The sequence below is a fragment of the Enterobacter cloacae complex sp. ECC445 genome, from assembly GCF_021892025.1.
Classification (GTDB): domain Bacteria; phylum Pseudomonadota; class Gammaproteobacteria; order Enterobacterales; family Enterobacteriaceae; genus Enterobacter; species Enterobacter chengduensis.
The window spans coordinates 125,501-151,570 of sequence record NZ_JAKLRZ010000001.1 but is presented as its reverse complement, the minus strand read 5'-3'; the positions used below and the strand labels follow the sequence as shown (position 1 = coordinate 151,570).

23 protein-coding genes are annotated in these 26,070 nt (G+C 57.1%); 10 read left to right on the top strand and 13 right to left on the bottom strand.

Annotated elements, in window-relative coordinates:
- The first annotated feature begins 3 nt into the window (after positions 1–3).
- Entirely contained in the window at positions 4–1,377 is a 1,374-nt protein-coding gene (locus tag L6R44_RS00745) for an MFS transporter (RefSeq protein ID WP_237422918.1), read from the top strand.
- Between the two features lie 50 nt (positions 1,378–1,427).
- Here the strand turns inward: L6R44_RS00745 and htpX are convergent, their stop codons facing one another.
- The 4 genes from htpX to L6R44_RS00725 form a co-directional block, all read right to left on the bottom strand.
- Positions 1,428–2,309 (bottom strand): protease HtpX, encoded by an 882-nt coding sequence (htpX, locus tag L6R44_RS00740; protein ID WP_014884290.1) that lies wholly within the window; start codon positions 2,307–2,309, stop codon positions 1,428–1,430.
- A gap of 193 nt (positions 2,310–2,502) precedes the next feature.
- Positions 2,503–4,551 (bottom strand): carboxy terminal-processing peptidase, encoded by a 2,049-nt coding sequence (prc, locus tag L6R44_RS00735; protein ID WP_024909720.1) that lies wholly within the window; start codon positions 4,549–4,551, stop codon positions 2,503–2,505.
- 19 nt (positions 4,552–4,570) lie between these two features.
- A complete protein-coding gene (proQ, locus tag L6R44_RS00730; RefSeq protein ID WP_032641257.1) occupies positions 4,571–5,257 on the bottom strand; it encodes an RNA chaperone ProQ in 687 nt (228 codons plus the stop codon).
- 96 nt (positions 5,258–5,353) lie between these two features.
- Positions 5,354–5,851, bottom strand: coding sequence for a GAF domain-containing protein (locus L6R44_RS00725; RefSeq protein WP_032641259.1), 498 nt, complete (start codon positions 5,849–5,851; stop codon positions 5,354–5,356).
- Positions 5,852–5,983: 132 nt separating this feature from the next.
- Between L6R44_RS00725 and yebS the strand changes: the two genes are divergently transcribed.
- The 4 genes from yebS to L6R44_RS00705 all read left to right on the top strand — a co-directional run bounded on the left by yebS (position 5,984) and on the right by L6R44_RS00705 (position 11,734).
- A complete protein-coding gene (gene yebS, locus L6R44_RS00720) occupies positions 5,984–7,267 on the top strand; it encodes a membrane integrity lipid transport subunit YebS (RefSeq protein WP_237422917.1) in 1,284 nt (427 codons plus the stop codon).
- Entirely contained in the window at positions 7,236–9,869 is a 2,634-nt protein-coding gene (locus tag L6R44_RS00715) for a PqiB family protein (protein ID WP_032641263.1), read from the top strand. Before yebS ends, L6R44_RS00715 begins: the two co-directional genes overlap by 32 nt.
- A gap of 77 nt (positions 9,870–9,946) precedes the next feature.
- Positions 9,947–11,389, top strand: a complete 1,443-nt coding sequence (rsmF, locus tag L6R44_RS00710) for a 16S rRNA (cytosine(1407)-C(5))-methyltransferase RsmF (RefSeq protein WP_237422916.1) — start codon at positions 9,947–9,949, stop codon at positions 11,387–11,389.
- Positions 11,390–11,494: 105 nt separating this feature from the next.
- On the top strand, positions 11,495–11,734 hold the full coding sequence (locus L6R44_RS00705; RefSeq protein WP_008500472.1) for a YebV family protein: 240 nt from the start codon (positions 11,495–11,497) through the stop codon (positions 11,732–11,734).
- A 34-nt stretch (positions 11,735–11,768) separates the two neighbouring features.
- On the opposite strand, the gene pphA is transcribed toward L6R44_RS00705, so the two are convergent.
- Positions 11,769–12,413: a protein-serine/threonine phosphatase gene (pphA, locus tag L6R44_RS00700; protein WP_237422915.1), complete on the bottom strand. Its 645-nt coding sequence runs from the start codon at positions 12,411–12,413 to the stop codon at positions 11,769–11,771.
- A 166-nt stretch (positions 12,414–12,579) separates the two neighbouring features.
- On the opposite strand from pphA, the gene L6R44_RS00695 reads away from it, so the two are divergent.
- Positions 12,580–13,542 (top strand): DUF535 family protein, encoded by a 963-nt coding sequence (locus L6R44_RS00695; RefSeq protein WP_237422914.1) that lies wholly within the window; start codon positions 12,580–12,582, stop codon positions 13,540–13,542.
- Between the two features lie 384 nt (positions 13,543–13,926).
- Here L6R44_RS00695 and L6R44_RS00690 read toward each other — a convergent pair whose 3' ends face one another.
- From L6R44_RS00690 to yobA, 3 genes are read right to left on the bottom strand one after another with little or no spacing between them, the layout of a single operon-like run.
- A complete protein-coding gene (locus L6R44_RS00690) occupies positions 13,927–14,265 on the bottom strand; it encodes a YebY family protein (protein WP_237422913.1) in 339 nt (112 codons plus the stop codon).
- A gap of 16 nt (positions 14,266–14,281) precedes the next feature.
- Entirely contained in the window at positions 14,282–15,151 is an 870-nt protein-coding gene (gene copD, locus L6R44_RS00685) for a copper homeostasis membrane protein CopD (RefSeq protein WP_237422912.1), read from the bottom strand.
- A gap of 1 nt (position 15,152) precedes the next feature.
- A complete protein-coding gene (gene yobA / locus L6R44_RS00680) occupies positions 15,153–15,524 on the bottom strand; it encodes a CopC domain-containing protein YobA (RefSeq protein ID WP_237422911.1) in 372 nt (123 codons plus the stop codon).
- A gap of 137 nt (positions 15,525–15,661) precedes the next feature.
- Between yobA and L6R44_RS00675 the strand changes: the two genes are divergently transcribed.
- The 3 genes from L6R44_RS00675 to exoX all read left to right on the top strand — a co-directional run bounded on the left by L6R44_RS00675 (position 15,662) and on the right by exoX (position 17,340).
- Positions 15,662–15,892: a DNA polymerase III subunit theta gene (locus tag L6R44_RS00675; protein ID WP_237422910.1), complete on the top strand. Its 231-nt coding sequence runs from the start codon at positions 15,662–15,664 to the stop codon at positions 15,890–15,892.
- A gap of 110 nt (positions 15,893–16,002) precedes the next feature.
- A complete protein-coding gene (locus tag L6R44_RS00670; protein WP_237422909.1) occupies positions 16,003–16,653 on the top strand; it encodes a carbon-nitrogen hydrolase family protein in 651 nt (216 codons plus the stop codon).
- 24 nt (positions 16,654–16,677) lie between these two features.
- Positions 16,678–17,340: an exodeoxyribonuclease X gene (gene exoX, locus L6R44_RS00665; protein WP_237422908.1), complete on the top strand. Its 663-nt coding sequence runs from the start codon at positions 16,678–16,680 to the stop codon at positions 17,338–17,340.
- Here the strand turns inward: exoX and ptrB are convergent.
- Entirely contained in the window at positions 17,337–19,397 is a 2,061-nt protein-coding gene (ptrB, locus tag L6R44_RS00660; RefSeq protein WP_237422907.1) for an oligopeptidase B, read from the bottom strand. The two genes, exoX and ptrB, sit on opposite strands and share 4 nt — an antisense overlap.
- Before the next feature lie 85 nt (positions 19,398–19,482).
- Positions 19,483–20,133, bottom strand: a complete 651-nt coding sequence (locus L6R44_RS00655) for a tellurite resistance TerB family protein (RefSeq protein ID WP_237422906.1) — start codon at positions 20,131–20,133, stop codon at positions 19,483–19,485.
- A 170-nt stretch (positions 20,134–20,303) separates the two neighbouring features.
- Between L6R44_RS00655 and purT the strand changes: the two genes are divergently transcribed.
- On the top strand, positions 20,304–21,482 hold the full coding sequence (gene purT / locus L6R44_RS00650) for a formate-dependent phosphoribosylglycinamide formyltransferase (protein ID WP_237422905.1): 1,179 nt from the start codon (positions 20,304–20,306) through the stop codon (positions 21,480–21,482).
- Positions 21,483–21,523: 41 nt separating this feature from the next.
- Here the strand turns inward: purT and L6R44_RS00645 are convergent, their stop codons facing one another.
- From L6R44_RS00645 to zwf, 3 genes are all read right to left on the bottom strand, one after another.
- A complete protein-coding gene (locus L6R44_RS00645; RefSeq protein ID WP_237422904.1) occupies positions 21,524–22,165 on the bottom strand; it encodes a bifunctional 4-hydroxy-2-oxoglutarate aldolase/2-dehydro-3-deoxy-phosphogluconate aldolase in 642 nt (213 codons plus the stop codon).
- Between the two features lie 39 nt (positions 22,166–22,204).
- A complete protein-coding gene (edd, locus tag L6R44_RS00640) occupies positions 22,205–24,016 on the bottom strand; it encodes a phosphogluconate dehydratase (RefSeq protein WP_237422903.1) in 1,812 nt (603 codons plus the stop codon).
- A 233-nt stretch (positions 24,017–24,249) separates the two neighbouring features.
- On the bottom strand, positions 24,250–25,725 hold the full coding sequence (gene zwf / locus L6R44_RS00635; protein WP_028013613.1) for a glucose-6-phosphate dehydrogenase: 1,476 nt from the start codon (positions 25,723–25,725) through the stop codon (positions 24,250–24,252).
- Positions 25,726–26,070 lie beyond the last annotated feature (345 nt).

The window sequence follows — 26,070 nt, the reverse complement described above, 5'->3', positions numbered from 1 at the left end:
CTCATGGAAAAAAACCTTTCCGATGGCCTGCCTTTACCCCAGCGGTATGGCGCAATAGCGACCATCATTATTGGTATCTCAATGGCCGTTCTGGACGGCGCAATCGCGAACGTTGCCCTGCCAACCATCGCCAGCGACCTGCACGCCTCTCCCGCCAGCTCAATATGGATTGTTAACGCCTATCAGATAGCGATTGTGGTTTCCCTGCTCTCGTTCTCTTTTCTGGGCGATATGTTCGGCTACCGTCGGGTGTACCAGTGCGGTCTGGTGGTGTTTACCTTCACGTCACTGCTTTGCGCCCTTTCAGACTCGCTGCATACCCTGACGCTGGCCCGCATTGCGCAGGGTTTTGGCGGCGCGGCGCTCATGAGCGTAAACACGGCGCTGATCCGCCTCATTTATCCGCAGCGCCATCTTGGTCGCGGCATGGGAATAAACTCGTTTATTGTCGCCGTCTCTTCCGCTGCCGGGCCAACTATTGCGGCGGCGATCCTTTCCGTTGCGTCATGGCAATGGCTGTTCGCCATTAACGTGCCGCTGGGTATGGTCGCCATCTTCTTTGCCCTGCGCTTTCTTCCCGCGAACGGTCCCAAAAGCACCATGCCGCGCTTCGATGTGGCGAGCGCGGTGATGAATGCCCTGACCTTTGGCCTGCTGATTACGGCGCTGAGCGGCTTTGCGCAGGGACAATCTCTGTTACTCACTGGCGCTGAGCTCATCGCCCTGCTGGCAATCGGCTTCTTCTTTGTTCGCCGCCAGCTCACGCTTCCCGTGCCTCTACTGCCCGTCGATCTGCTGCGCATTCCCCTCTTTTCGCTCTCCATCTGCACGTCAGTCTGCTCGTTCTGCGCCCAGATGCTGGCTCTGGTTTCTCTCCCCTTCTTTCTGCAGAGCACGATCGGGCGTTCAGAAGTGGAAACCGGCCTGCTGTTAACCCCCTGGCCTCTGGCGACCATGGTGATGGCGCCGCTGGCGGGTTACTTAATTGAACGCGTTCATGCCGGTTTACTCGGCGCGCTGGGGCTGGGGGTGATGGCGACAGGCCTGTTCGCGCTGGCATTGCTCCCCTCATCGCCAACCGATCTGGACATCATCTGGCGCATGATCCTGTGCGGCGCGGGGTTTGGCCTGTTCCAGTCCCCCAATAACCACACCATCATCACCTCCGCGCCGCGTCATCGCAGCGGAGGTGCCAGCGGCATGCTCGGGACCGCTCGCCTTCTGGGACAAAGCTGCGGGGCGGCGCTGGTCGCCCTGATGTTTAACCTCGCCGGACAAAACGGCAACCATGTTGCGCTTCTCACCGCAGGTGCCCTTGCCACCCTCGCCGCTATCGTCAGCGGCCTGCGGGTGACCCAGCCCAGGGTTCAGGCATAAAAAAAGCCGGGCGGAGTGTTCTCCTGCCCGGCTTAATAAGGTTCTTTGCGTTACTTCAGGTATTCTCCACTGCGCAGCGCTTCAATACGTTTATCCAGCGGCGGGTGAGACATAAACAGCTCGCTCAGCGATTTGGATTTCCCGTTGATGCAGAAGGCCATCATGCTGTTCGCTTCCTGCGGCTCGTAGCTGGTTTTCAGGCGCTGCAGCGCGGCAATCATCTTCTCACGCCCCACCAGCTTCGCCGAGCCGGCATCCGCGTGGAATTCACGGTGGCGGGAGAACCACATGGTGATGATGCTGGCCAGAATACCGAACACCAGTTCCAGGACCATAGACACGGCGAAATAGATCAGCGGGTTACCGTTGCTCTCTTCGCCTTCGTCGCGGTTGCCGCCCATAAAGCCTGCCGCAATCTGCGCCAGGATACGGGAGATAAAGATCACGAAGGTGTTCACGACGCCCTGAATCAGGGTCATGGTCACCATGTCACCGTTTGCGATATGGCTGATTTCGTGGGCAATAACCGCTTCGGCTTCGTCACGGCTCATGTTCTGCAGCAGTCCGGTACTAACCGCAACCAGGGACGCATCGCGACGGGCGCCCGTGGCAAACGCGTTGATGTCTGGAGCATGGTAAATCGCCACCTGCGGCATGGCGATCCCGGCCTGGCGGGATTGCTGGGCCACCGTGTTCATCAGCCACTGTTCCATATCGTTACGCGGTTGTTCAATAACCTCACCGCCCACCGATTTCAGTGCCATCCACTTCGACATCAGCAGGGAGATGAACGAGCCACCAAAACCAAACAGCAGCGCCATAATCAACAGACCCTGAACGCTGCTCGACTGAATTCCTGTCAGGCTTAGCACGAGCCCGAAAACCACCATGACCGCCAGGTTGGTGAGCAGGAAGAGCGCGATTCGCATCATAATTTTCTTTTTACCTCAGTTTAACAAAACGCACTATGCGATTACCCACATCGTATGGGTATTACGGCTATTTTCAAGCATCCGGCGGGCGTAAGTCACCAGAAAGACACAACTTTACACAATTTGAAATCAGGCTGACGGAAGGACAGAGAACAAAAAGAAACAGGCACAATTTCTTGTGCCTGTTGGGAGATTATTTTGCCGGAGCGGGCTGTACGGCAGGTTTCTCTTTTTCCTGATTCGCCAGGTCGAGAGCGATATGCACCGTCTCGTCCAGATACGGATCCGGCTCCTGGTAATCTTTTGGCAGATCGTCCAGTTTCTTGAGCAGAGGCTTACCTTCACGCTTGAAGCGATCGTTGATACGCGCCAGGCGGGTTGCATCGTCTTCGTTGTTCTCTTTCTCACGCTGTGCGTAGTTAAGAGACACGATATTCCGCTTATCCTTCAGGGCATTGAAACGTGCGATGTCCTTCATGATGTACTGGAACTCCGGATCTTTCGCGATGCGGTCGTTATGCGCTTTCAGCAGTTCAGGGCCAAATTGCGTCATATCACCCGCCTTCACGTAGGTCGCGGCATTGATGCTGTCCCACGGCAAGGCGTTATCTTCAAACTTCTCGCCGGTTTCCGTCTCTTCCGTGCCAGTCGGCATCATGATGTCCGGCGTAACGCCTTTACGCTGCGTACTGCCGCCGTTCACGCGGTAGAATTTCTGAATGGTGTACTGAACCGAGCCCAGCGCAGGCCATTCCGGACGCAGCATCTGATCGTAAATACGATTCAGAGAGCGGTACTGCTGAACGGTGCCTTTCCCGAAGGTTGGCTCACCGACAATCAGCGCACGGCCATAGTCCTGCATCGCAGCGGCGAAGATCTCAGACGCGGAAGCGCTGAAGCGGTCAACGAGAACCACCAGCGGGCCTTTGTAGTAGACCACACCGTCGTTGTCGGCATCTTCACGCACTTTACCGTTGTTATCGCGCACCTGAACCACCGGGCCAGATGGAATGAACAGGCCAGAGAGGGAAACCGCTTCCGTCAGCGCCCCGCCGCCGTTACTGCGCAGGTCGATGATGATGCTGCTGACGTTCTGCTTTTCAAGCTTTTGAAGCTGAACTTTCACATCGTCAGTCAACCCAACGTAGAAGCCAGGAATATCCAGCACCCCAACCTTCTCTTTACCCACGGTTTTCACCGACATTTTCACCGCGCGGTCTTCCAGACGGATACGCTCGCGGGTCAGAGTAACGATACGGGTTTTGGTGCCTTTACCGGCTGGCAGAACTTCCAGACGAACCTTGCTGCCTTTCGGACCCTTGATCAGCGCAACCACGTCATCGAGACGCCAGCCGATCACATCAACCATGTTCTGGCCGGTTTGGCCTACACCCACAATACGATCGCCTACGCTAATCGCTTTGCTTTTGGATGCCGGGCCGCCAGCGACCATCGAATTGATCACCGTGTAATCATCGTCCATCTGCAGCACCGCACCGATACCTTCCAGAGAAAGGCTCATTTCGGTATTGAACTGTTCGGTGTTGCGCGGAGAAAGATAGTTGGTGTGCGGATCGATTTCGTGCGCAAAGGCCGTCATGGCCAGCGAGAAAACATCCTCACTGTTGGTCTGGGCCAGGCGACGAATGGCAAATTTGTAACGGCGCGTCAGCGTGTCACGGATCTCTTTTTCGTCTTTGCCGGTGAGCTTGAGGCTTAACTCGTCGTATTTAACCTTACCGTCCCACAGCGCATTCAGCTCGGCTTCATCTTTCGGCCAGGGTGCTTTGCTGCGGTCCAGATTGAAGGTGTCGTTGCCGGTAAAGTCCATTGGACGTTCAAGCACTTTCAGCGCGTACTGATAGCGTTCAAAGCGGCGCTTTTGCGACAGGTTGTAGAGATCGTAGAACAGATCCAGCTTGCCTGAACGCAACTCGTCACCCACCTCGGATTTACGCTTAGCGAACTGCTCGACATCGCTGGCGAGCAAAACGTTATGGCTGTAATCCAGCAAGTTCAGATAGCGGTCAAAGATTTTGGCCGAAAAGGCCTGATCGAGATCGAACTGACGATAGTGCGAGCGGGTAAAACGTGAGGTCACGCGCTCGCTCACCGTCGCGTGCTGCGTCTCTTCCTTGAGTACCGGAATTTGATCAACACGCGTGATATCGTCCACTGCAAAAGCGTGACCTGTTATAGCAAACAGGCCCGCCAGCGCGGTGAGCTTAAAAAAAGTGTTCATGCCAGGCTTGGCCTCCGTTTCAGAACAACAAGTGTTCTGCGCGTACAATCATTGACATACCAGAAGTCAGCTGTACACGAACGCCATCTTTGGTGATTTCCAGTACGGTGGCGTCCATAGCATTGTTACCCGCTTTTACCTTCAGCGCCTGACCTACGCTCAGGGCGTTAATGTCAGAAACCGGCGTATGGCGCGGCTCTTCACGAGGGGCACGCGGGGCTTTTGCTGCTGGTTTGTCTGCACGCGGTTTGCGATCGTTATTATCGTGACGACGCGGCGCAGGGCGTGGTTTACGCTCGCGGCGAGGCGCGTCTTCCTGGCCGTTTGCCGCGGCGGCTTCGCGTTTTTTCGCTTGCTGTTCTGCACGTTGTGCCTGAACGCGTGCTTTGGCTTCTTCAAGCTGCTTGCGCGCGTGCTCAACGTGCTGCTCGTCCAGCTCACCGCACGGGTTGCCGTCGAGATCCACGCGGGTCGCGCCAGGTTTGATACCGTACAGGTAGCGCCAGCTCGAAGTATAAAGACGTAAGGCGGAACGCAGCTGAGTTTTGCTGAGGTTCATTTCCCCTTCAACACGCGCCACCAGATCCTGAAAAATACCGACTTTCAGGGGACGAGCTTCACCTTCCGCGCTGAAGCACTGCGGGAAACGCTCGGCCAGAAATGCGATAACTTCTTTACTGCTATTCAACTTAGGTTGATTTTCCATGAAATTTCCTGATTACAACGGACGTTGCCAACAAGCGCAGGCATGAACAGGCGTCATTATAATGACGCTATCAGTAAATGCTACGTTATCCGTTGATTATCCTGCGACGCTCGCAAAGAATTTTTGATAATCGGTTGCAGCGAGTACGTTTTCCAGATTCGCCACCAGCTCGCGCAGCCCCTGTTCGTCCTCGGTTGTAAAGCGACTGAAGACCGTACTGTCGATGTCCAGAACGCCAATAATCTGATTTTTGACCACCAGCGGCAGAACGATTTCAGAATTACTGGCGGCATCACAGGCAATGTGTCCGTCAAACGCGTGTACATCCTCCACGCGCTGTACCTGATTTTCAGCCACCGCCGTGCCGCATACGCCACGCCCTACCGGGATACGCACGCAGGCCAGTTTGCCCTGAAAAGGACCAAGCACCAGCGTGTTACCTTCAAGAAGGTAAAAGCCTGCCCAGTTTACGTCAGAGAGACGTTCAAACAACAATGCGCTAGTATTTGCCAGAGTGGCTAAGAAGCTGGTCTCACCCGCCATCAATGCCTTAAAATCGCGGTTAAGATCCGCGTAGAATTCTGTTTTGTTCATTATTCAATCACTTAGTTGTCTTACAAAATTACCGCATAGCCTATTAAAATAAGCATTAAATGCGCTCATGCTCAAGATGAATCCGTTCATGAGTTATTATAACTTTCAACAATACTTATTTGTGCGCAGCTGATGGCCTTAAAAACAACCAAAATTACGCCGACAAGAAAGATAACCGTCCATACGGTAAGCGAAGCTTTGCCACGTGCACATTATCAGCGTTGCCCCCAGTGCGATACGCTTTTTATGTTGCCGAAGATGAAATCGCACCAAAGTGCCTTTTGTCCCCGCTGCGACGCCAAAATTCGTGATGGTCGCGACTGGTCGCTAACCCGCCTCGCCGCCATGGCCGTCACCATGCTGCTGCTGATGCCCTTCGCCTGGAGCGAGCCGCTGCTGAAGCTCTACCTGCTCGGCGTACGCATTGACGCCAACGTGCTGCAGGGGATCTGGCAGATGACCCGTCAGGGCGATCCGATTACCGCCGCCATGGTGCTGTTTTGCACCGTTGGCGCACCGCTGGTGCTGGTCGCCGCCATTGCCTATCTCTGGTTTGGTAATATTCTCGGCATGAACCTTCGCCCGGTGCTGCTGATGCTGGATAAGCTTAAAGAGTGGGTGATGCTCGATATTTATCTGGTAGGCGTGGGCGTTGCGTCAATAAAAGTGCAGGATTATGCCTTCCTGCAGCCCGGTATCGGGCTCTTTGCCTTTATTTGCCTGGTATTGCTGAGCATCCTGACGCTGATTCACCTGAACGTTGAGCAGCTCTGGGAGCGGTTTTATCCTCAGCGCCCCGCCACGCGTCCCGATGAAAATCTGCGCGTCTGTCTGGGATGCCACTATACCGGGCTGCCGGACGCGCGTGGACGCTGCCCGCGGTGCCATATTCCGTTGAGGCTGCGGCGTAACAACAGCCTGCAAAAATGCTGGGCCGCGCTGATTGCCTCCCTGGTGTTTCTGCTCCCGGCCAATATGCTGCCGATCTCCATCATTTACGTGAATGGCGGGCGTCAGGAGGATACTATCCTCTCGGGGATTATCTCCCTTGCGCACAGCAATGTCGGGGTGGCGGCAATTGTCTTTATCGCCAGTATCCTGGTTCCCTTTACCAAAGTGGTAGTGATGTTTACCCTGCTCATCAGCATTCACTTAAAGTGTGAACAGGGCTTACGGACCCGCATTTTGCTTCTGCGATTCGTCACCTGGATTGGCCGCTGGTCAATGTTAGATCTCTTCGTAATTTCGCTGATGATGTCGCTCATCAATCGCGATCAGTTACTTGCTTTTACAATGGGACCCGCGGCTTTTTATTTCGGCTCTGCGGTGATATTAACTATTCTTGCTGTGGAATGGCTGGATAGCCGCTTACTTTGGGATGCACATGAGTCAGGAAACCCCCGCTTCGCCGACTGAAGCGAGAATTAAAACTAAACGCCGCATTTCGCCATTCTGGCTGCTGCCCGTCATCGCGCTGATGATTGCGGGCTGGCTGATCTGGACCAGCTATGAAGATCGCGGGAGTACCGTCACCATTGATTTCCAGACCGCCGACGGCATCGTCGCCGGGCGAACGCCCGTTCGATTCCAGGGGGTTGAGGTGGGGACGGTTCAGGACATCTCCCTTGGAAAAGGGCTGAACAAGATTCAGGTGCGGGTCAGTATCAAATCTGACATGCAGGATGCCCTGCGCAGCGAAACGCAGTTCTGGCTGGTGACGCCGAAAGCCTCTCTGGCCGGCGTGTCCGGGCTGGATGCCCTCGTGGGCGGTAACTACATTGGCATGATGCCGGGCAAAGGCGAACCGCAGGATCACTTTGTTGCCCTGGATACGCAGCCCAAGTATCGCCTCAATAACGGCGATTTGATGATCCATCTGCAGGCGCCGGATCTTGGTTCCCTGAACAGCGGCTCGCTGGTCTATTTTCGTAAGATCCCCGTTGGCCGCGTGTACGATTACGCGATCAACCCAAATAAACAGGGCGTCACCATCGACGTGCTGATCGAGCGTCGCTTCACCAATCTGGTGAAAAAGGGCAGCCGCTTCTGGAACGTGTCCGGCGTGGATGCGGACCTCAGCCTGAGCGGTGCGAAGGTGAAGCTGGAAAGCCTGGCCGCGCTAGTGAATGGCGCTATTGCCTTTGACTCCCCGGAAAACTCGAGCCCGGCCACCGCTGATGACTCGTTCGGATTGTATGCCGACCTGGCGCACAGCCAGCGCGGCGTGATCGTCAAGCTCGCCCTGCCCGATGCTAAGGGGCTGAAAGCCGGTTCAACGCCGCTGATGTATCAGGGTCTGCAGGTCGGTCAGCTCACTAAAATGACGCTCAACCCGGGCGGATCGGTTACCGGCGAAATGACGGTCGATCCGAGCGTGGTCGATCTCCTGCGCGAGAAAACGCGCATCGAGATGCGCAGTCCAAAGATCTCCCTGAACGATGCCAGCCTCAGCACCCTGCTGACCGGGAATACCTTTGAGCTGATCCCGGGTGAAGGTCAGCCCAGCAACAGCTTCGTGATTGCCCCGGCGGATAAAGCGCTGCTGCAAAAGCCGGGCGTGGTGACGGTCACGCTGAATGCGCCAGAAAGCTACGGCATCGAAGCCGGTCAGCCGTTGATTTTACACGGCGTGCAGGTCGGCCAGGTGCTGGAGCGCAAGCTCTCGGCGAATGGCGTGACCTTCTCGGTCGCCATCGATCCGCAATATAGCGACCTGGTGCATGGCGACAGCAAATTCGTGGTGAACAGCCGCGTTGACGTGAAGGTGGGTCTGGACGGCGTGGAATTCCTCGGTGCCAGCGCCAGCGAATGGGTCAACGGCGGCATCCGCATTTTGCCGGGCGACAAAGGCCCCGTGCGCGACAGCTACCCGCTGTATGCCAACCTGGAGAAAGCCATTGAAAACAGCCTGGGCGATCTGCCTACCACCACGCTGACCTTAAGCGCCGAGACGCTGCCGGACGTTCAGGCAGGGTCCGTGGTCCTTTATCGCAAGTTTGAAGTCGGGGAAGTGATCGCCGTTCGCCCACGCGCGGACGCGTTTGATATCGAACTGCACATCAAGCCGGAATATCGCAAGCTGCTGACGCCGAACAGCGTCTTCTGGGCCGAAGGCGGCGCGAAAGTTCAGCTCAACGGTAACGGGCTGACCGTGCAGGCCTCCCCGCTCTCGCGCGCCCTGCGAGGGGCGATTAGCTTCGATAACCTCAGCGGCGCGGGCGCGAATCTGCGCAAAGGCGATAAGCGGATTCTCTTCCCGTCCGAAACCGCCGCGCGTGCCGTGGGTGGGCAGATTACCCTGCACGCCTTTGACGCCGGTAAGCTGGCGGAAGGCATGCCTATCCGCTATCTGGGCATTGATATCGGGCAGATTCAGAAGCTGACGCTAATCACCTCGCGCAACGAAGTGCAGGCCACCGCCGTGCTTTACCCGGAATACGTACAGACCTTCGCCCGCACGGGTTCGCGCTTCTCGGTGGTCACGCCGCAGATCTCGGCGGCGGGCGTTGAGCATCTCGACACCATTTTACAGCCGTACATCAACGTTGAGCCAGGCCAGGGCAATGCCCGTCGTGATTTCGAGCTGCAGGAAGCCACGATCACCGATTCGCGCTACCTGGGCGGCCTGAGCATCGTGGTGGAGGTGCCGGAAGCGGGCTCGCTGAATATCGGCACGCCGGTTCTGTTCCGCGGCATTGAGGTGGGGACGGTTACGGGCCTCACGCTCGGCACGCTGTCCGACCGCGTCATGGTGGCGTTACGCATCAGCGAGCGATATCAGCACCTGGTGCGTAATAACTCGGTATTCTGGCTGGCATCCGGCTATTCGCTGGACTTTGGCCTGACGGGCGGCGTGGTGAAAACCGGCACCTTTAACCAGTTCATTCGCGGCGGCATTGCCTTTGCCACGCCGCCGGGAACGCCGCTGGCGCCAAAAGCGCAGCCGGGTAAACACTTCCTGCTGCTCGAGAGCGAACCGAAAGAGTGGCGCGAATGGGGAACCGCCCTGCCGCGTTAATCTGACAGGCTCCGGTGTCACCGCACCGGAGCCTTTATGCTACACTGCGCGCCTGAACTTTTCCCTGTGGTGTGCCCGTGGCTCAAAACTCCGTATTTCTTCCTGAACAATTCCTGGCGCAGATGCGCGAGGCGCTTCCTTCTCACCTGTCGCTAGACGATTTTATCGCCGCCTGCCAGCGTCCGCTGCGCCGGAGTATTCGCGTCAACACGCTGAAAATCAGCGTCGAGGATTTTCTGGCGCTGGTCTCCCCGTACGGCTGGCAGCTGACGCCGGTACCGTGGTGTGCTGAGGGGTTCTGGATCGAACGCGATGACGAAGCCTCACTGCCGCTGGGCAGTACCGCTGAACATCTGAGCGGCCTGTTCTATATCCAGGAAGCCAGCTCCATGCTGCCGGTAGCCGCCCTGTTTGCCGATGGCAACGCGCCTGAACGCGTGATGGATGTTGCCGCCGCGCCGGGCTCAAAAACCACCCAAATTGCCGCCCGGATGGGCAACCACGGGGCGATCCTTGCTAACGAATTCTCCGCCAGCCGCGTGAAGGTGCTGCATGCCAACATTAGCCGCTGCGGTATTCACAATGTCGCCCTGACCCACTTTGACGGACGCGTGTTTGGCGCCGCCGTACCGGAAGCCTTCGACGCCATTCTGCTGGACGCCCCCTGTTCCGGCGAAGGGGTGGTGCGTAAGGATCCCGATGCGTTAAAGAACTGGTCAGTAGAGAGCAACCTTGAGATCGCCGCCACCCAGCGCGAGCTGATCGAGAGCGCATTTCATGCCCTGCGCCCTGGCGGCACGCTGGTCTACTCAACGTGCACCTTAAACCGCGATGAAAACGAAGACGTCTGCCTGTGGCTGAAGGCGCAATATCCGGAGGCAGTCGAATTTCTGCCGCTTAACGATCTGTTCACGTCAGCAGAAGAGGCCGTGACCCCCGAGGGGTTCCTCCACGTGTTCCCGCAGATCTACGACTGCGAAGGATTCTTTGTGGCGCGTCTGCGTAAAACGCAGGGGATTGCTCCCCTGCCTGCACCGAAATTCAAGGTGGGCAACTTCCCGTTTGCCCCTCTTAAAGGTCGCGACGCTGCGCAGCTTGAAGCCGCCGCCCGCAAGGTTGGCCTGGTCTGGGATGAGAGCCTGAACCTCTGGATGCGTGATAAAGAGATATGGCTGTTCCCGGCTGCGATAGAGCCGCTTATCGGAAAGATCCGTTTTTCCCGTATCGGGATCCGCCTGGCGGAAGTGCATAATAAAGGCTATCGCTGGCAGCATGAGGCCGCCATCGCCCTTGCCGGCCACGAGAATACCTTTGCCCTGACGCATCAGGAAGCCGAAGAGTGGTACCGGGGTCGCGATGTCTATCCGGACGGCACCCCATCAGGTGATGAAGTGATAGTGACGTATCAGGGCTACCCGCTGGGGCTGGCCAAAAAGGTCGGCTCGAGGCTGAAAAACAGCTATCCGCGCGAGCTGGTTCGGGACGGTCGGCTGTTTACCGGTAACGATCGCACGGCCTGAAAAAAAGCGCATTTTTTTACTGGCGATTTTGCTCTCCTTGTCTACGATCAAAAATGGGGACCGTACTGGTCATACCAGATTTTGACAACCGACCCGGAGAGCACTATGACGAAAACCAGCGTGCGTATTGGCGCTTTTGAGATCGACGACGCAGAGCTGCGCGGCGAAGCGCAAGGCGATCGAACGTTAAGTATTCCCTGCAAATCCGACCCGGATTTGTGCATGCAGCTCGATGCATGGGATGCAGACACCAGCGTCCCGGCAATACTTGATGGCGAACATTCTGTCCTTTACCGTGAGCATTACGATAGTAAAACCGATGCCTGGGTCATGCGTCTTGCCTGACCTAAAGAGAACCCGCCCGAAGGCGGGTTATTTATTACTGCAGCTGCGCCAGCGTAAAGTAACCGTCAAATACCGCACCCGTATCGATGTAGTGAAGATTGTCAAAATCATACCGTTTGTCAACGGGCGTATGTCCGAACCAGAAATGATCCGCCCCGCTGATGCCCTGCCCTTTGCCTACCATAAATCCCATCAGCCGATCGCGGTCCCATAAGACGCGATGGGCGCTCACCGGTTTTTGCCAGCCGTATTCCGCGGCCGGATAATCAGCATGGGCAATCACATTCAGACCGTTCGCGCAGGTTATCTCGATGATATGCGGTAAATCGCGACAGGCGTCGAGCAACGACAGCGCAAGCGCCTGCTGGTCGCGTTCAAGATGCGCAAACCACATTCCGCCATTTATCGTCCAGAGAGAAAAATCGTTATTATCCAGACCGTCGAGCGCCATTTGCTCATGGTTGCCCCGCACCGCGCGAAACCATTTTTCATTCATTAACTGCAGGCATTTAACGCTGTCAGGGCCACGGTCGATCATGTCCCCGACTGAAATAAGCAAATCCTCATACGGGTTAAAGTGACGGCGCCTGAGTTCATCCATAAGCCACTGATAACAGCCGTGTATATCGCTGACAACCCAGACGTGACGCCACATTCCACCTTCAATTCGCTGATACATAGCACCTCCATTTAACAGTATAGCCGTCGTAGAAAAGGCAACAGCCAGGCACGGTCCTCACCAAGTGAAACAAACGGTAAACCAAACAGAAATAAAGATCCTCACACTATTAATCCCTTTTTATTGGCTCTTTAGAATAAGGGTAGAAAAAAAGAGGGGTCTTCACGTGTCTAATACGCACCTGCATAACGATGTTTTTTACCCGCATCGCACAAATATTATTTCCGAGCTGGTAAACGGCAAACGCGTGCCGGGGCCAATCTGGCGGAAACGCGAATATCGCCTGAAGTTTCTTTTACGCTCGCTGCTGTTCTGGTCCTCTACACGCCGCATGCTGGAAGCCCTTTCCGGCCGGGGTGATTTCGACAAGCTGCTCGCCTCACAGATTACGTTGCCCAGCAAGACCCACCGGCAGTATCTGATGCGTGGCCTGACGGCTAACGATCGCGCCGACGCGATTGTTAACCACTATTACTGGATTGATAGCCTGAAAGAGAGCGCTCTCGCTCAGGCCCTGACCAGCCCGCTGGAGCAAACCATCGCGCAGTTTCATGCCAAAGACGGTGTAACCTTTACGGTCAACGCGTCCTCTGCGGGTAAAGCCGAGCGTGAAGGCGAAAGCACCCTCTGGCTTCACGACAGCGAGAATACGCTGCTGGCGAGCCTGACCTTTAGCGTCGCGCGCAGCAACGGACAGCCAGTCATGGTCATCGGCGGGCTTCAGGGCCCCCGTCGCAGCGTATCGCGAGACGTCATTAAGCAGGCCACCCGCGCCTGCCACGGCCTGTTCCCTAAGCGCGTTTTGATGGAAGTCCTTTTCCAGCTGGCCGCGCAGTCCTCTGTCCGGGCGATTTTTGCCGTCAGCGACGAGGGGCACGTTTTCCGCGCGTTGCGATATCGCCTGAGCAAAGGCCGCCATTTCCACGCCAGCTACGATGAGTTTTGGGGATCGCTGGACGGCAAAAAGCTCTCGGCCTTCTGCTGGCAGTTGCCGCTACAGATGGAGCGGAAATCCCTCGAAGAGATTGCCAGTAAAAAACGAGCCGAATACCGCCGTCGCTTTGAGCTCCTCGATGAGATAGAGGCGTCGGTTAAGTCGCACTTTCAGACCCCGCGCGTGCTTTTTTGAATTACACACGAAAATTTAACAAAACAGGCAAAAAGGGCTGGACGACTGCCTGCCGTAGTGTGTTATGTTTTAACCAGCCGCACAGGACGTGCGCTGCAGAAGTGAGGCAATGCAAGGATGAGTCTTTTACTTTCATGCAGATAAAAAGAGACCGAATACGATTCCTGTATTCGGTCCAGGGAAATGGCTCTTGGGAGAGAGCCGTGCGCTAAAAGTTGGCATTAATGCAGGCTAAGTCGCCTTGCCTTTTAAGAATAGATGACGACGCCAGGTTTTCCAGTCCACAGCTAAAGCGGTTGGAAAAAAAGCGCCAGAGCATCATTAAATGTGAAAAACCGCAGTGCTTTCGCAAGCATCTGCGGTTTTTTATTGGAAACCTGAACGTTAGCAGAGCGTGTCGGCGCGCTCAATAAACGGTGCCAGACTCATCTTCTGTCCAGGATGCGCCGGGTCATCGATCTGAATAATGCTAATCGGCTGGCCGCTGCTCTTGCCGCTGGCGACCTGCTGCTCTGCGGCATCGTTTAACGGGTATTGCACCAGCGTGCTCGGGTTGATGGCATACAGCGCATGGCCTGGGCGGCAGGTCAGCATCACCTCTTCACGGTCGAACGCCCATTTGTCCTTGCCCACTTCAAAACGACTGACCGTGATAACCTGCGGTGCGGCAAACGCGCTCCCGGTGCAGGCCAGCAATATGAGAGTAAGTACTGTCTTTTTCATATGATATTTAACCTTGTCAGAAGGGTTCCCAGGTGGCGAACAGACTGACCGTTGCCAGTACCAGCGCGCCCAGCACCACTTCTGCCTGTGTCATCCTGATAAAAATCTGTTGTGCTCGCCCGCTCTCCGGACGAAACCGTGGCACCAGAAAATACCGATTTGCCAGCGCAATTACCACCATCAACGCCACCAGCGCACATTTGAACAACAAAAACTGCACGTAGCCAGCCTGCCAGGGAATATGGATGCCCAGGATCAATAGCGCATTGAGCGCGCCGGTGAGCAGCACGCCCGCGACCGCATAGTGGCCAACGCGCGAGAAGCGCATCATGGTAAAGATGGCGGCATTCTGCCAGCGCCCCTTCGCCAGGCGCATGCAGAACAGCAGGGGCAGTAATCCACCAAGCCAGGTCGCGGCGCATATCAGATGGAAGGCATAATTAACCCGCTGTAACGCCCCCAGCGGGCCGTCGTTCATCGCCGCGTGCCCTACTCCCGCCAGCAGGATAAGCTGGCCCATGGCGAGCAGCAGCAGTCGCGAACCTTTCAGCGGCGCCAGCCATGCGGCACCGACCGTCATCGCGGCGAGGATGATTTGCCACAGCCAGACGCTGCCAAACTGCGTTCCCAGAACGCCCTGCCAGACCAGAGGGTTAAGCACGTCCCCCCAGCCGTCACCCATCAGCCCGCCCTGCAGCACAAACATCACCATCGCGGTAGTCAGGCTGATTAGAGATGCCACGCGCTGCCGTCGGGCAAAACGTCGCGACATTAGCCGCTGAAGAGAGGAAGGCGCAAACCAGACGCTGTAAAGCGCATTGCCAAAAACCAGCATCAGCGCCGCGAAATGGACAAAGCGCAACCCGATATAACACAGCGCCAGCATGCTATTTCACGCTAAAGCGATAGCTGCCTTTGGTTTTATGGCCGTCCACGGAGACGACGTGCCAGTCTACCCGATACGTCCCGGATGCCAGCGCGTGTTCCAGCGGAACGGTGAGCTGAGCCTTGTTCTTGTCGTCTCGCGTAGCGGTACCCGTTTTAATGACCTGCTTTTGCGCGTCCGTCACCACCACGCCGCTAAATCCCGGTTCGATACCCTCTGAAAAATTCAGCGTAATTGCCTGCGGAGCGCTCACCACGCTGTCTGCGGCCGGGATCGGCTGTGTTAGATGTGCATGGGCCAGCACGGAGGAGGTCATCATTGTCGAGGCCACAAAAACCAGTGCGCATACCGCGCGGGAAACAGGGAAACCCATCGCAATCATTCCTTTTTGTTATGTCTGTATGCTAAAGAATAACGCTGTATAATAAACGAGTCGAGGATCATCCTGCCTCCGCTTGTCATCGTCGTGCAATCGCGGTAACGTTGCCGCCGCATAAAAAGGAGAAGGTAATGAAGATCAATCTGGCCGCCCTTCCACAGGACGAGATGGATAAAGTGAATGTCGATCTCGCTGCCGCAGGCGTCGCGTTCAAAGAGCGTTACAACATGCCCATCGTGGCTGAAGTCGTTGAGCGGGAACAGCCCACCCATCTGCGCGACTGGTTTCGCGAAAGATTAATCGCCCACCGTCTCGCCTCGGTTAACCTTTCCCGTTTACCGTACGAGCCTAAAGTTAAATAAGCTTAACGAGTCGTTACACTTCCTTACGCGGAATCTGGCAGGATAAGAAAGCCCTGATAAATTTAGGTGTATTCTTAAATCTCTGCGACTCAGTGTATAAGGAAGTCACGATGTCACATTGGAATATAGCGGCAGCCCAGTATGGCCGTCAGCATCAGAGCGTGGATGACCACGTTACGAATCACCTGCGCTTCATCGCCGAAGCCGCGCGGCAGCGGTGCGATCTGCTGGTCTTCCCGGAACTCTCGTTAACGGGCTCGGATTCAACGACGTTACCTCCTCCACCCGGCGACGCGCAGCTGGAACCGCTGCTCGAGGCGGCGCATTCTCACCGGCTTACCGTGATTGCAGGGCTCCCCCTGGAGCGAAACGGCCAGCGCCTGAAAGGCCTCGCGCTGTTTACGCCCGCTCGCCGCCGCATTCTGCGCTACCCACAGGGTAGCGGTGCCAGCCTGGTGCCGGGGGAAAAGCAGCTCAGCATTCTTGAAGCCCATGCCGATTCCCCCAATCTCGACCCCAGAGCCACGCTGGTTACCAGCTGTCAGTCAGTGGAAGATAACCGCTGGCGGCAGTCCATCAGCACCCTGCAGCGCTTCGCGCATAAATATGCCATTGCGGTGCTGATGGCGAACGCCTGCGGCGGTAGCGCCCTGTGGGATGAAAGGGGCCAGCTGATCGTTCGCGCGGATAAGGGCGAGCTGCTGCTGACCGGCACGCTCGGCGGAGAGGGTTGGCAAGGCGATATCATTCCTTTAGGCTAGGCGTTTTAAGCTCAGGAGTTTTCAATGCTGCGCGTCATCGATACCGAAACTTGCGATCTTCAGGGCGGAATTGTGGAAGTGGCCTCTGTCGACGTGGTTGATGGTAAAATCGTCAACCCAATGAGCCATCTGGTGCGTCCCGATCGCCCCATCAGCCCTCAGGCGATGGCTATCCATCGGATTACTGAATCGATGGTGGCGGATAAGCCGTGGATCGAAGAGATTATTCCCCACTACTACGGTAGTCCGTGGTACGTCGCGCACAACGCCAGCTTTGACCGCCGCGTGTTGCCTGAAATGCCGGGCGAATGGATTTGTACCATGAAGCTGGCGCGCCGTCTCTGGCCGGGAATTAAATACAGTAACATGGCGCTATACAAGTCCCGCAAGCTCAGCGTCCGTACCCCTGAGGGGCTTCACCATCACCGCGCCCTGTATGACTGCTATATCACCGCCGCGTTGTTGATTGATATTATGAATACCTCAGGCTGGACGCCGGATGATATGGCGACGATCACCGGTCGTCCCGCGCTGCTGACCACCTTTACCTTTGGTAAATATCGCGGGAAGCCGGTGTCCGAGGTGGCGGATAAGGACCTGGGCTATCTGCGCTGGCTGTATAACAACCTCGACAGAATGAGCCCGGAGCTGCGCTTAACGCTGAAGCACTATCTCGGCGACGCCTAACGCTCCGCACGGCCTGGCAGCGTCTCCTGCGCCAGGCCTATCAAAAAGGCATATTCCAGGGCCACGCCTTCGTACGATTTGAATCGCCCCGATTTCCCCCCGTGTCCGGAATCCATATCGGTACAGAGCAGCAGCAGGTTGTCATCGGTTTTCAGCTCCCGCAGTTTTGCCACCCATTTTGCCGGCTCCCAGTACTGCACCTGAGAATCATGCAGACCGGTGGTGACCAGCATGTGCGGGTAGGCTTTCGCCTCCACGTTGTCGTACGGGCTGTACGACTTCATGTAGCGATAATAAATCTCATCCTGCGGATTCCCCCACTCCTCAAACTCCCCGGTGGTCAGCGGAATGGACTCATCGAGCATGGTCGTCACCACATCGACAAAGGGCACCTGCGCGACAATCCCCTTGAAGCGCTCTGGACGCTGGTTGGTAACCACCCCCATCAGCATGCCGCCCGCGCTGCCGCCCATGCCAAAGCAGAGCTGCGGATCGCCATAGCCCTGATCGATCAGCGCATCGCAAACGTCGAGATAGTCATTGAAGGTGTTTTTCTTTTTCAGGAATTTCCCGTCTTCATACCAGTGCTGACCCAGCTCACCGCCGCCGCGAATATGGGCGATGGCGAAAACAAAGCCGCGGTCGAGCAGGCTTAATCGGCTGCTGCTGAAATCGGCGTCCATGCTTGAGCCGTAGGAGCCGTAGCCGTAGACCAGGATCGGGTTTTTCCCTTTCTGGAAATGGGCCTTATGGTAGACGAGCGAGACGGGAACCTCGACGCCGTCGCGGGCGGTGACCCACAGGTGCTCGCTGCGGTAGTTTTCAGACTCAAACCCTTTGACCTCGGTCTGCTTAATCACCTGGCGCTGCCCGGTATCCATGTCCAGCTCGAACAGGGTGTCCGGCGTGGTCATGGACGAGTAGCCGTAGCGCAGCCGCGACGATTCGGGCTCAGGGTTAAAGCCAATCCACGTCACGTAGGCCGGGTCGTCGAACGCAATCCCCACCACTTCCCGGGTTTTTCGGTTGATTTGCCGGATACTGGTCAGCCCTCGCTGGCGCTCTTCCACCACCAGCCAGTCGGTAAACAGGGTGAACCCTTCGAGCATCACCTGCTCCCGCGCGGGAATAAGCACCTCCCACTTGCGCTCGTCGCGCACCTTGGTTTTATAGAGACCAAAGTTTTTCCCCTCGCGATTCGAGCGCAGATAAAAGCTATGCTGGAAGTGATCCAGGCTGTACTCGTGATCCTTGCGGCGCGGCAGGAAGCAGAGCGGCTGGGCGTCGGGCAATTCGGCATCCAGCAGCAGAACTTCTGACGTCGTCGCGCTGGAAAGGAAGATAATCACATAGTGGCGAGAGGAGGTTTTATGCAGGCTGACATAAAAGGTCTCGTCGTTCTCCTCGTAAACCAGCTCGTCGCCAGCGGAGTCCGTTCCCACGGTATGTCGCCACACCTGATACGGCAGCAGCGTCGACGCGTGCTTTTTAACGTAATAGACCGTCTCGGAATCATTGGCCCAGACAAAATCCGGTGAGACGTTTTCCAGCATTTCCGGATACCAGTTGCCGGTGTCCAGATTGCGAAAACGCAGGCCGTACTGGCGCCGGGAGAGATAATCCTCCGCCAGCGCCATCACCGCGTTATCCGGCGAGATGGACATGCCGCCCAGCGTATAGAACTCGCTGTGGGCCGCGCGCTGGTTGGCATCCAGCAGAATATCCCACGCATCCCACTCGGCGCTGAGCACCGACTGGCGCTGGTAGATGGGATACTCGTTGCCGGGCTCGTAAATATGGCGGTAGCGATAGCCGTTTTTGGTCCAGGGCGCGGAGATATCGCGCTGGGGAATGCGCTGCACCATCTCGTTCAGCAGCTGGTCCTGCAGCGTCTGCTGGCTGGACATAACCCTGCGGCCATAGTCGTTTTCATCGTGCAGATAGTCGAGCACCTCTGGCCGGGAACGCGAATCGTCCCGCAGCCAGTAATAGTTGTCTATACGCGTATCGCCATGCGTGGCGATCGCATAAGGAATACGTCGGGCTTTCGGTGGCATGTCATCTTTCTTTTGAGTTTTACACCCTATAAGGTTGGCAAAACCCACGCATGATGCAAGCGAAACCGGGCCGCAACGGCGGGGACTATCCCTGTAACGCCTGTTTTTGTTCCCGAATATCCCGCTCAATGCCCTCACGCACGTCCTGAGGGATCTTCAGCGCGTCGCCGAGGGCGTTAAGGTAGCTTCGCTCCATAAAGTGATCGATATCGATGGCGGCGCAGCTGAGGAAATAGAGCTCGAGCGCCTCTTCCTCATTTTTCACGCTTTGCGCCAGGCGCTGGGGATCGAGCGGCTGCTCGATGGCCTGCGCCACCAGCGCTCTGCCCTTCTCTTCAACACCGGCTTCGCGCAGCTGCTGCTCGATCGCCGAGCGTTCTTGATCGTCGATATGCCCATCACTTTTCGCGGCAAAAACCAGCGCCTTAATGAGCCGTTCGGTACGCAGATCCAGCGGCGAGGTGTGCTCGCCATAATGCGGTTCATCGCTGTGCGCGGTCCGAACCCTGTCCTTGTATTTGTTCCACAGAACGGTGCCCGCGATGGCACCCCCACCGACCAGCAGCGCGCCCGTGCCATACTTTGCCAGCAGCTTGCGCGAGGATTTATTCGCGACCAGCAGGCCTGCCAGCCCGCCGAGCGCCCCGGGCACCAGCAGCTTGCTGAGGTCCCGCTCGCCGGAAGAGGATGTTTTCTGCCCTAACAGGGACTGCAGTTGATTTAGCCAGCCAGACATGGTTTCCCTCACTTAACGGTGTACATGTTCCACAGCGTAAGCGAGCAGGCGTCAGGAAATGTCTGGGCGGGCTAAAGAAGCGCAAATTTATTACCCCGCACTTAGCCACGTACAAGACAGACGCAAACGTTTTCGTTTATACTGCGCGCAACTTTTTCAGGGGGATTGTTATGATTCGTTTAGGAACCGCGCTGCGACCTGCGGCGACGCGAGTGATGCTGTTAGGATCGGGCGAGCTGGGAAAAGAGGTGGCCATTGAGTGTCAGCGTTTAGGCGTGGAGGTGATTGCCGTAGACCGCTACGCCGATGCGCCCGCCATGCATGTCGCCCACCGCGCGTATGTGATTAACATGCTCGATGGCGATGCCCTTCGCGACCTCATCGCGCGTGAGAAACCCGATTTTGTCGTGCCGGAAATTGAAGCCATCGCGACCGACACGCTGATCGCCCTGGAGCAGGAAGGCCAGCGCGTTGTGCCCTGCGCGAAAGCCGCAAAGCTGACCATGAACCGCGAAGGCATTCGCCGCCTGGCGGCGGAAGAGCTGGGGCTGCCCACCTCAAGCTACCGCTTTGCGGGCGATAAAGCTGAGTTCCTGCAGGCCGTAGACGAAATTGGCTACCCGTGCATCGTTAAGCCGGTGATGAGCTCCTCCGGAAAAGGCCAGAGCTTTATCCGCGACAGCAGCACCCTGGACAAGGCGTGGGATTATGCCCAGCAGGGTGGCCGCGCCGGAGCCGGTCGCGTGATTGTCGAAGGCGTCGTGAAGTTTGATTTCGAGATCACCCTGCTGACCGTCAGCGCCGTTGACGGCGTCCATTTCTGCGATCCGATTGGCCACCGCCAGGAGGATGGCGATTACCGCGAGTCCTGGCAGCCGCAGCAGATGAGCGCCCTGGCGCTGGAGCGTGCGCAGGCGATCGCGAGGAAAACCGTTCTGGCGCTGGGCGGCTATGGCCTGTTCGGCGTGGAGCTGTTCGTGTGCGGAGATGAGGTGATTTTCAGCGAAGTCTCCCCTCGCCCGCATGACACCGGCATGGTCACGCTGATTTCGCAGGATCTCTCCGAGTTCGCCCTGCACGTGCGCGCCTTCCTCGGCCTGCCCGTCGGCGGTATCCGTCAGTACGGCCCGGCCGCCTCGGCGGTGATTCTGCCGCAGCTAACCAGCCAGAACGTCACGTTTGCTAACGTCGACGCGGCGGTGGGGACCGGGTTGCAGGTACGTTTATTCGGCAAGCCGGAGATCGACGGAACCCGCCGTCTTGGCGTGGCATTAGCCACCGGGGATAGCGTGGACGACGCCGTAACGAGAGCGAAAGCGGCCGCTGCGAGCATCAAGGTAGCAGGATAAAAAAACGGGCCGAAAGGCCCGTTTTTCATGCGGCGAATGACTTACAGCTTCGCGCCTTCCACCGCTTCGCGAGCAAGCTTTGTGATGCGATCCCAGTCGCCCGCTTCCAGCGCATCCGCCGGAACCAGCCATGAGCCACCGATGCACAGCACGCTTTTCAGCGCCAGGTAGTCACGGTAGTTGGCAGGAGAGATCCCGCCCGTCGGGCAGAAGCGTACCTGTGAGAAAGGACCGGCAATCGCCTGCAGCGCTTTGGTGCCGCCGTTCGCTTCCGCCGGGAAGAATTTGAACTCTTTCAGACCGTAGTCCATGCCCAGCATCAGTTCAGAGACGGTGCTGATGCCCGGGATCAGCGGAATAGTGCCTTCGGTCGCGGCTTTCAGCAGCGAATCGGTCAGGCCCGGGCTGATGGCAAACTGTGCGCCCGCTTCGGTCACTTCAGCCAGCTGTTTTGCGTTCGTCACGGTACCCGCACCGATGATGGCGTCCGGCACTTCTTTGGCAATCGCGCGGATCGCGTCCATCGCGCAGGCGGTACGCAGGGTCACTTCCAGAACGCGAACGCCGCCCGCAACCAGCGCTTTCGCCATCGGTACAGCGTGCTCCAGCTTGTTTACCACGATAACCGGCACGACAGGGCCCGTGGTCAGGATTGCTTCTGCACTTGTTTTCCAGTTTTTCATCAGAGTTTTCTCTCGCCAGATCGTTAAAATCAAGTCGTCTTAAAACGTCATACAGGTTGCGCCCTGCTCGGCACCGGAGAGTTTCTCACGCAGCGCGCTGAACATTTCGCGTCCGGTCCCCACGCGCGAGGCGCTCAGGTCAGGAATATGGGGCTTGCGTGCCGCCAGCTCGGCGTCATCGACCAGCAGGGTCAGCTCGCCCGTCTGGCCGTTCACGCGGATCGTATCGCCGTCGCGCACTTTCGCCAGCAGACCGCCGTCGTAGGCTTCCGGCGTCACGTGGATAGCGGAAGGCACTTTACCGGATGCGCCCGAGAGGCGTCCATCGGTGACTAACGCAATTTTGAAACGGCGGTCCAATAATACACCAAGTGGCGGCATAAGTTTATGTAATTCTGGCATCCCGTTGGCTTTCGGCCCCTGGTGACGCACCACCACCACGCAGTCTTTATCGAGCAGACCGGCGTCAAAGGCGGGTAATACGTCGTGCTGGCTTTCAAACACCACCGCTGGCGCTTCAATAATCTGGCTCTCTTCGGGTACGGCAGAGGTCTTCATCACCGCGCGACCGAGGTTGCCGCTCAGCACTTTGGTACCGCCGTGAGGGGAAAACGGTTTATCGATGGTGGCAATCACCTGCGCATCAAGAGACGCGCTCGCGCCTTCACGCCAGTCCAGCTCGCCGTTGTTCAGCCACGGCTCCTGGGTGTAGCGCTGCAGGCCAAAGCCCGCCACGGTATTCACGTCTTCATGCAGCAAACCGCCCTTCAGCAGCTCGCGCATCAGCAGCGGTACGCCGCCTGCGGCCTGGAAGTGGTTGATGTCCGCCGGGCCGTTCGGGTACAGGCGCGCCATCAGCGGCACCACGGATGAGATCTCGGAGAAGTCATCCCAGTTAATCAGAATGCCCGCCGCGCGCGCCATGGCCACCAGGTGCATGGTGTGGTTGGTCGATCCGCCGGTGGCCAGCAGGGCGACAATCCCGTTGACGATGACTTTTTCATCGACCATTTTGCCCATCGGCATCCATTCGTTGCCGTTGCCGGTCAGACGCGTGACCTGACGGGCCGCAGCCTCGGTCAGCGCCTTGCGCAGCGGCGCGTCCGGCTGGATAAAGGACGAGCCCGGAAGCTGCATCCCCATAAACTCCACCACCATCTGGTTGGTGTTGGCCGTGCCGTAGAACGTACAGGTCCCCGGCGCATGGTAGGACGCGGCTTCCGCCTCCAGCAGCGCCTGGCGGTCTGCTTTCCCTTCCGCGTACAGCTGGCGAATACGCACTTTTTCCTTGTTCGGCAAACCGCTTGCCATCGGACCGGACGGCACGAAGATCGCAGGCAGATGCCCAAACGACAGCGCCGCCATCACCAGGCCCGGGACAATTTTGTCGCATACGCCGAGATACAGCGCGCCATCAAACATGTTGTGCGACAGGCCCACCGCCGCGGACATGGCGATCACTTCGCGGCTCAGCAGAGAGAGCTCCATACCGTCCTGCCCCTGCGTCACGCCGTCGCACATGGCGGGTACGCCGCCCGCCACCTGGCCCACCGCGTTCACGCTGTGCAGCGCCTTACGGATGATGTCCGGGTAGACCTCGTACGGCTGATGCGCGGAGAGCATATCGTTATAGGCGGTAATGATGGCGATATTGTTACGCAACATGCTTTTCAGCGACGCTTTATCTTCAGGCTGGCAGGCAGCGAAGCCGTGCGCCAGATTTCCGCATGCCAGCTGGGATCGGTGGACGGTGTTGCTCTTTGCCTGTTCAATCCGGGCGAGGTAGGCCGAACGGGTCTCTTTCGAGCGCTCGATAATGCGCTGTGTTACGCGTAACAATGTCGGATTCATAAAAGCTCCTCTAATTTATCTGTCCGGGCTCGGGAGTTTACAAAGTCGCTGGCAGTTGTTAACAACGCTGAAACGCTTGCTGTCCGGAGCTCAGGGGCAAAATCACTTCCGGCAGTGTAATAAAAAAAGCTCCGCGGGTGAATCCACGCGGAGCTTAAAAGTTGAAAATTGTGCCACGAGCTGTGTTAGATCATGTTACCGGTAAAATAACACTTTCGAGCTAGCGGATTATCTTACTCAAACTCGTTCCAGGAGCGGCCATCGCGGGTGATCATTGCCACCGACGCGACCGGCCCCCAGGTGCCCGCCTGATACGGTTTTGGCGCATCCTGATCGGCAGCCCAGGCTTCGGTGATGGAGTCGACCCACTTCCACGCCTCTTCCACCTCATCGCGGCGCACGAACAGCGCCTGAATACCGCGCATGGTTTCCAGCAGCAGACGCTCGTAAGCATCGGCCAGGTGCGTCTGGTTGAAGGTTTCGGAGTAGCTCAGATCCAGCTTGGTGGTCTGCAGGTTGTGTTTATGATCCAGGCCCGGCACTTTGTTCAGGATCTGGATATCCACGCCCTCGTCCGGCTGCAGACGAATGGTCAGCTTGTTCTGCGGCAGCTCCTGCCAGGACTCTTTGAACAGGTTCAGTTCCGGGTTTTTGAAGTAGACGACAACTTCGGAACATTTGGTCGGCAGACGTTTACCGGTGCGCAGGTAGAACGGCACGCCCGCCCAGCGCCAGTCGTCGATATCCACGCGGATCGCCACGAACGTCTCGGTGTTGCTGGACTTGTTCGCGCCCTCTTCTTCCAGGTAGCCAGGCACTTTTTTGCCCTGCGCAAACCCGGCGGTGTACTGACCGCGGACGGTCTTCTCGCGCACGTTAGAGCGGTCGATGCGGCGCAGCGACTTCAGCACCTTCACTTTGGCGTCGCGGATGCTGTCCGCCGTTAAATCTGACGGTGGAGACATGGCAATCATGCACAGAATCTGCAGCAGGTGGTTCTGGATCATGTCGCGCATCTGACCGGCCTGGTCAAAGTAACCCCAGCGACCTTCAATTCCCACCTCTTCCGCCACGGTGATTTCCACGTGGTCGATAGTGCGGTTGTCCCAGTTATTCACAAACAGTGAATTCGCAAAACGCAGCGCCAGCAGGTTCAGCACCGTCTCTTTACCGAGATAGTGGTCGATACGGTAGACCTGGCACTCTTCAAAGAACTCGCCCACCTGGTCGTTAATTTCACGCGAGGTTGCAAGGGAAGTACCCAGCGGCTTCTCCATCACAACGCGCGCCGGTTTGGCGTTCAGTTTGGCTTCGCCGAGACCTTTGCAGATGGCGCCGAAGGTGCTTGGCGGCATGGCGAAATAGTTAATGGTGACACGGTTTTTCTGATCCAGCATCGCGCCCAGGCGGCTAAACGCGCTGACGTCATTGACGTCCAGGTTGCAGAAATCGAGACGTCCGCTCAGGGTATCCCACAAACTTTCATCAATTTTTTCCTTCATGAAAGTTTCGAGCGCCTCGCGGACGACTTTGGTATAAGCGTCCTTGTCCCAGTCGGCGCGCCCTACGCCCAGGATACGGGTATCCGGGTGAATTTGGCCCGCTTTCTCCAGTTGATACAGGGAAGGCAGCAATTTTCGGCGTGCAAGATCGCCTTTCGCGCCGAAAATGACCAGGTCACATGCCTGGGCTGTTTGCGTTACCGCCATGTCATTCTCCTCAGTTGGATCACCTGGTACTTCTGCCAGGTATCGTTGTAATTTTATTACAATGCACTGTACTGCTTTTACGTCATTCCCGAAACCATTAGCGCTTATCGTCGCGTGCGATACCGCGATTTTTCACCCTTTGGGTGATTACGACGGGACAATGACGCAACAACCGTCGTTTCTTTGCGCAACAGGGTCACAGCAAAACCCGACACCGATCAAGTTATGAAAAAAAACAACAACATTATCTTGTCGAATATTACCCTTTATGGAAGCCACAAGGGTAATATCGGCTAAATCGAATCAGGATTTCATCAATTTATGAAATCGTTTACACCCATGAGC